The organism is Bacillus sp. S4, assembly GCF_040838205.1.
GTDB classification, from domain to species: Bacteria; Bacillota; Bacilli; order Bacillales; family Bacillaceae_G; genus Bacillus_A; species Bacillus_A cereus_U.
Map to the genome: position 1 here is coordinate 1 of NZ_JBFPJI010000170.1, position 6,800 is coordinate 6,800.

The following is a 6,800-nucleotide window of genomic DNA, read 5'->3' on the forward strand; positions in this document are numbered from 1 at the left end:
ATCTTGCATAGACTCAATTTCCTTTTTATTAGCTTCTTTTATTTCATAATAATAAGAAGGTAATTCTATATTATGTTCTAAGAAATACTCCTCAATTAATGAAATAATCACTTTTAATGTTTTCAAACGGGCGTATAGTTTATCATTACTCGCAATAATATGCCATTTCGCATTCGGCTTATCTGTTTTTTCAAACATTTCTTCCGTTGCTTCAACATACTCATCCCACTTTTCACGATTTCGCCAGTCTTCGTCTGTAATTTTCCATCTTTTAAGAGGGTTGTTCTCTCTTTCTGTAAATCTCTTTAACTGTTCATCTTTACTAATATGATAGAAAAACTTTCCTATTATGTAATGATCATCTGTTAATAGTTTTTCGAAATCATTAATTTCATCATACGCTCTCGTCCACTCTTCGTTTGTAGCAAAGCCTTCAACACGTTCAACTAATACACGCCCATACCATGAACGGTCGAATATAGTAATTTGCCCGTACTGAGGAAGTTTCCGCCAAAAACGTTGCAAATAATGATACCGTTTTTCATGAGGAGCAGGCGCGCCAATTGGATTTACTTGGAATCCACGTGGATCAAGATGTTCAGTCACTCGCTTAATCGCTCCGCCTTTACCTGCTGCATCCCAACCCTCCATAACGAGCATAACAGCTATTTTCTCTTCTTTTAAAATTTGCTGTAGTGCTAATAAGCGCATTTGATATTTTTCGAGTTTCTTATTGTACTTAGATTTTGATTCAATTCTTTTCGTTAAATCTACTTTAGCAAGATGCTCTTTTTCCATCAAACGAATCCCCCTTGTTATATGACAATGTTATTTTAACATATTTATTGGTAATTTTTTCATATTAATATTCTTTTGATTCATACGTGGGACTCTCCATCTTCAGTTTAATAAATTGATACAAAGGCGATATATACATACCAACAAACATATGTAATTGAACGCTAGACACAAAAAATGCTGTGTAGAAAAATCTCTACACAGCTTCCTTATCTAATTCCCCTTAATATACTACTCACTTTAATAGCAATTACCCTTTGACACGTCCACTTTACTATTTAACATTCCTTTGTTGAAAAGTTTCTAAAAACTTTTCAACCTCTTCTGCCATATATAGCTGTGCAGATACTTCATATATAACGTTATTTTGTTCTGCATGAAATACTGATACGTATTCTTTCTCTCTCTTAGATCGGTATTCTATCCACTCCATATTGTTTATATTGAATTGATTTACTCTATCTTTTTTATCAAACCAAAAATCTCCATCTAACGACATATCCGAAGCATATTGATTAACATAATTCTTTTCATATTGCCTCACGAAAATAATTTTCGGATGTTTAGGGTTATTTGTATACGGCCCATACATTAATTTCACATAGTAATGTTTTTTATCATTATCTAATTTTACAAAGTCAATTTTCAATTCTTCGTCCGTGATCTCATATAAAAAAGGTACCACTTGACGAACATTCTCAATTGATTTTTGAACTCCCTTTAGATCATTTTTTGCTCCATATATGTTTTTCTCATCCACTTCTTCAATCGGTTTTTCTTTCTTTAAAACCTGATATTCTAGAGGTCCTCTATTATCTTTTTTTATTTGAGCAACAATCTTATTTTTTTCTCCTTTTATTTCATAATATTTTATTCCTGGTATAAATATATCTGAATCCCCCTCTTCTAAATAAGCCCATTCTCCAGAGCGTTTCACTTCCCCTAACTCATTTCCTACATCTTTTTTCTCCACTACATCTTCAGTAAGTACATAATAATAGTTATCGTAAATTAAGTATTTATGATATAAATGCTCTACCTGCTCTGTTTCAAATAGCCCAGCGATAGTATCTGTTATCTTCCAACTGCAAAAAAAACAAATAATAACTAGAAGCGGAACTAATGTCCACTGTAATTTGAATCTTCTCTTCTTCTTTTCACGTATAAGTTCCTCTATATTTAGATTTTCTGGAAAGTTGACCTTACTGGCTTGATCATGAAAAGCTTCCTTTATTATTCGATCCATGCATTCATCTCCTTTTCATGATCCTCCATAATACAGTAAGATAAATAACCTCTTAAATTCTCTCTCGCTTTGTATAATCTCGATTTCACTGTTCCTTCTTTTATATGTAAAACTTGTGCAATTTCTAAAATGGATAAATCCTGATAATAAAAGAGAACTATAACAACTTGTTGTTTTATCGGTAAATATTTTACAGCTTGCATAACCATTCTCGTTTCTTCTTTTATAAGAAAATCGCTTTCTGGTGTTTTCACCTCCTTCATTTGAAACCACGTTTCTATTTGTAAAAAAGCTAATCTCTTTTTTCTTTTTTGTTTTAAAGTCATATGAATCAATATTTGGTGAAACCATGTTTTAAATGATGCGATTTTTTCATCAAAACGATGCATTGATTTATAAGCTTGTATAAGCGATTCTTGTACAGCGTCCTCAGCCAAACTTCTATCATGTAATATAAGGTATGATGCTCTATACGCTTTTTGTATATATGGTTGTACTAATGTATTAAATGCCTCTTTATTTCCCTCCTTGATTTCATGAATTAGCAATTTTTCGTCCACATTTTCACCTCTCTCTACTTATCATATATTTATTACCTTCTACTTTTAAAAAAGTTCATTTTCCTTTTGAAATATTATTTTTTTAACAAAAAAGCTAATCTTTCAAATAAATTAAGAAAGATTAGCTTTATCGATCCACCAATACTACAAACTAATTACCAGCGGAATACCTGCTTCCGGTAAAAAATAAGCAAACACTGTAAAGCCGATAATTAATATTGCAAATAACGACGTTACAACTCCAACCGATATTGTTAGAAAAATAGCATTCGAACCTTTTCTTACAGAACGAACAATCGAATATATCCCAAAGAAAAGACTTAATATTGCTACACTTATATACACAACTACTGCATACCAAGGATTAACTTCCAATAAAACACCCGAAATAAATATATACAAAAATAATAATTGTAGAAAAATACTACTCCCCGTGCTTACTAGTACTTTCAATATAATGTTCTCCCTTACAATTCACTCTGACTGGATTTGATGTGTATCAGCCAGCATATGGATCGCGTATATACCAGCTATTAAGCAGACGTGCCAAGTATAACCGTAGCGAATACTATAATGATTCCTAAGCCGAGACTCATCCCCCTATCCCCTTACATTATATGGTATATTTTCTCGAACAGAGCGAATAATAACAAATAAATTTGTTAAAGAATGGGGGTTTTTCAAAATGAAACGAAAAATAATATCTCTTTTTTCCCTTATCTGCTTAGCACTACCAATACAAGCTAGCGCATACACATTTCAATCACTACCAATTGCGTCAAAGTCTAAACAGTGGTATATCGAAATTGACAAATCTCATAACTCAAACAAGCTAGCGGTGCAGCCAAAACAAGGTGTATATGATACGTATAGTTTACTCTTAAAAAATATTGGTAATGATGTATCAAATGTATCCGTAGAAATACTTGATAACACACCTACATCTAAAACTACCTTTAATCCTACTACATCAAATAACAACGTTTCAAAAAGTCATACAAGCTTTGACTACATGGTATTCCCATTAGACTTTAATAGCCATAATTTTAAAATCGTCATTACTTGGGAAGAAAAGAATTTCTCTTACAACGGCCATCCAGTACATGAGAGTAAAAAAATGAAACAAACATTTGTGTTTAATAAAGAGTAAGTCCTAATTTGATTAGGGCTTACTCTTTATTTACAAAACCAGATTGAATTGCTTCTGTCACTTCTGTTGCAATATCTATTTTTGTATCGTCTACACAAATTTTTTTGTCCCAAACATGTACGGAAGGCACTTCATTAGATAAATGCTTAATTAAGATGAATCGATTATATGTCATTTTATTTTCTATAGAAGTCGCAATATACACCGTAAAATTCTTTGCTTCAAATACCTTTTCTTCCAAAACGTATTTACATCCCAACTCTGCTACTACTAAATCGTTTAGGTTTTCTATAGTCATATACCATATCCCCCTTTTAGCCTACATGATCAATCGAACCGCCGAATACTTGGTACAGACAATGCCATTCCAATTGTTATGAGTACTAAAATGGCTAGCGTTATAATTGTTATCTTTCCACCTATTACAGTAGCTAACCAGCCTACAACCACATATCCTAATGGCAATAAAGCAAATGAACCTAACATATCAAGGCTTGCCACTCTTCCAAATGCTTCTTCTGGTACAAGCTCTTGTAAACTTGTTTCCCAAATGAGCCCAAATATCATAATACCGAATCCTTCAATTACCATTAATCCAATTAAGGCAGGTGCCCAAGAAACGAAAGGCATAATTAATAGTGCCATTCCACTTATTAACACACCGCCATACGCAAGTAATCCTCTCTTATGCCACTGCTGCCTCCCACCAAAAATTAGCGCTGCAATTACAGCTCCCGCACCAGAAGCAGCCATACCCAATCCATAAAAATTTAAAATGTGGTGACGCTTTAACTGGCAATAACAATTTACCGACATAACTTAAATTTTTCTCTGTTGGTATTTCTCCTTGCATATCTCTCTCCTCTTTTCAAATGATTATAGACTTTATAATTAATAACTGAAAATTAATAATATTCTATTTTTAATTATATAAGAAACTATTACGTTATGGTAAAATTATCAAGAAAAGATAAAGGAGAATACATTATTATGCCTCAAAATTCTCATAACATCGAGCACCGCATCTATACAATGTGTATGATCCAGCGAAATAATGACGCTTTACTTATAAAACGCCCCGACCATCGAGGTTTTCCTGGCTACATAGCTCCTGGTGGAAAAGTAGATTTCCCAGAAAGCATATTACAAGCTGCTATACGAGAATCGAAAGAGGAGACCGGACTCCACGTTTCTAATTTAATTTTCAAGGGATTAGACGAATATGTAAATCCTAAGGAAAATGTTCGATATATGGTATTTAACTATTGGACAGATTCATTTGAAGGTGAACTCCTTTTGAATCCTCCTGAAGGCGAATTATTATGGGTACCAATTGATGAAGCACTAAATCTTCCTATGCAAGATTGGTTTAAAGAGAGATTCCCATTATTTTTTGAAAAAGGTACGTTTGAAATTCAACGTGTTTGGGACCGAGACTTGGATAAACAAGTTGCGATGACAATTACGCATACGTAAAAAAGCTTGGAATCTCTCCAAGCTTTTCTTACTTCTCCTCTATTTTCTTAATCTCATAATCAATTTCTAAAAACTTAACTCCAAATATCCACATTCTATGATTAGCTTCTAATATTTGATCCGTGCTCTCTTTAATAATAAAAGTCTCTGCTAATGGTAAACGTATTGTAAAGAAACGAGTATGTAAATAAATCCCCTCATCTCCCTTACCATTTCTTCTCAACTTACTAGTAATGATTAAATCTTTATTCTTATTACATAATTTCAAAATCCCCGTCATATTCGAATATGGTAAAGGTAATCCGATATTCATGTATTTCTCATCCTCATGGGTATGTTTTGAGTAAAGAGCTACAAAAATAGATTCTCCTGCTTCATTTTTTCTTAGCCAAGCCCTTACATTCTCTCTTCCATCCTTCTCATCTATTACCCCAATGATAGAGCCATGCATAGTTTCCCACTTGCCGCCCATTCCTAAATGTATTTGTCCTACACGCTTACTCATTTTCTCATAACAAAATGCAAGCGGGCGAAACCAACGAGTCCATTTAATATGCGATTGTAACTCATACTCTTTTGTATTTTCATAAAAACGAATAATACTTAAAGGAATCTTCGTCGCGTCAAATGCCTCACTATGAAAATCATTCATTTTATCAACTAAACCTTTGTATTCCTTGTTATCTATTAAATTTCTGTTATGTAAAAATGCTTCACCAACTGTCGCATTTCCTCTTAACCTGCTCATTGGTTTCCCGTAATATTTATAATTCGGAGTACTCTTTTCAATCATCCAACCGAGAAAAGCTGGTAACGCTACTCCAATTCCATTTACCACACCGTGGATCCAAACCATTTGTGCAATTGTAATCGTCATTACTTGTTTGAAATTCCCGTATGAATATATGAGTGAAAACATTATCGTTACCATAAGTGTACTGGATGAAAGAGTAAGGAGAATCTTTGCACTTATAGCATTAAATTTCGTTCTCCACACGTAAACTCCATATCCGTATATGGCACATAAATATATGAACACTGCAAAAAATTCAAACACCCTCGAATACGTAATTCCTATCGCAACTGTCATTGGAGAAATGACGATGATAAACATAATAGCGTCATATAACTTACTTCCTCGTTCTCTTTTCCTTCCAAGTAAACCAGCTGATAACGGCAATAGAAATGCCGAGTAATGAAAGTGTGCAGCTGTGAGTAAAACTATGTCAGAACTAAAATGCATAATGGGGAATTTTGCTACAGAAGCAAAAAACCAAAAACCACCTAAAAACAAATAAATAAAAGCACTATCTATAGCTGCTTCCTCTAACGGCTTCCATCCTCTTTCTAGCAATCTACTTATACCAAATAATGCAACGATTCCTGTATATGCAAACCAAAGTAGCGCAAAGAAATAGTGATTTGTTACGAAAGCTAGCATTGCACTGATTGCTGCAATTGGATATAAAAACGATACAAATTTATAAAATAATAAATACGTTCCATTTCTTGTTTCTTTGTCAATAATACAAAATGACATCGGTATAAATAATAAGATAGATAACAATAT

8 protein-coding genes and 1 pseudogene are annotated in these 6,800 nt (G+C 33.2%); 2 read left to right on the top strand and 7 right to left on the bottom strand.

Features of this window, described 5'->3' with window-relative positions; all coding sequences use genetic code 11:
- The 4 genes from AB3X48_RS15075 to AB3X48_RS15090 form a co-directional block, all read right to left on the bottom strand.
- Nucleotides 1–798: polyphosphate kinase 2 family protein (locus AB3X48_RS15075; RefSeq protein WP_367959710.1), on the bottom strand; the 798-nt coding region annotated here is incomplete at its 3' end.
- A gap of 274 nt (nt 799–1,072) precedes the next feature.
- Complete coding sequence (locus AB3X48_RS15080; protein ID WP_016104487.1) at nt 1,073–2,044, bottom strand: hypothetical protein; 972 nt, start codon at nt 2,042–2,044, stop codon at nt 1,073–1,075.
- Nucleotides 2,032–2,604, bottom strand: a complete 573-nt coding sequence (locus AB3X48_RS15085; RefSeq protein ID WP_016104486.1) for an RNA polymerase sigma factor — start codon at nt 2,602–2,604, stop codon at nt 2,032–2,034. The genes AB3X48_RS15080 and AB3X48_RS15085 overlap by 13 nt, the downstream gene beginning before the upstream one ends.
- 144 nt (nt 2,605–2,748) lie before the next feature.
- Nucleotides 2,749–3,057, bottom strand: a complete 309-nt coding sequence (locus AB3X48_RS15090) for a hypothetical protein (protein WP_016104485.1) — start codon at nt 3,055–3,057, stop codon at nt 2,749–2,751.
- Nucleotides 3,058–3,289: 232 nt separating this feature from the next.
- Between AB3X48_RS15090 and AB3X48_RS15095 the strand changes: the two genes are divergently transcribed.
- Nucleotides 3,290–3,754 carry a YozF family protein gene (locus tag AB3X48_RS15095; protein WP_016104484.1) on the top strand — a complete coding sequence of 155 codons (465 nt, stop codon included), beginning with the start codon at nt 3,290–3,292 and terminating at the stop codon, nt 3,752–3,754.
- Nucleotides 3,755–3,773: 19 nt separating this feature from the next.
- Here AB3X48_RS15095 and AB3X48_RS15100 read toward each other — a convergent pair whose 3' ends face one another.
- Together AB3X48_RS15100 and AB3X48_RS15105 are read right to left on the bottom strand one after the other, a co-directional pair.
- On the bottom strand, nt 3,774–4,052 hold the full coding sequence (locus tag AB3X48_RS15100; RefSeq protein ID WP_002158391.1) for a hypothetical protein: 279 nt from the start codon (nt 4,050–4,052) through the stop codon (nt 3,774–3,776).
- A gap of 29 nt (nt 4,053–4,081) precedes the next feature.
- Nucleotides 4,082–4,519, bottom strand: a pseudogene (locus AB3X48_RS15105) (MFS transporter); the annotation flags it as partial.
- 225 nt (nt 4,520–4,744) lie between these two features.
- On the opposite strand from AB3X48_RS15105, the gene AB3X48_RS15110 reads away from it, so the two are divergent.
- Complete coding sequence (locus AB3X48_RS15110; RefSeq protein WP_002148930.1) at nt 4,745–5,230, top strand: 8-oxo-dGTP diphosphatase; 486 nt, start codon at nt 4,745–4,747, stop codon at nt 5,228–5,230.
- Between the two features lie 28 nt (nt 5,231–5,258).
- Here AB3X48_RS15110 and AB3X48_RS15115 read toward each other — a convergent pair.
- Nucleotides 5,259–6,800 (bottom strand): YndJ family protein (locus AB3X48_RS15115; protein WP_367959711.1); only part of this gene is annotated, 1,542 nt, incomplete at its 5' end.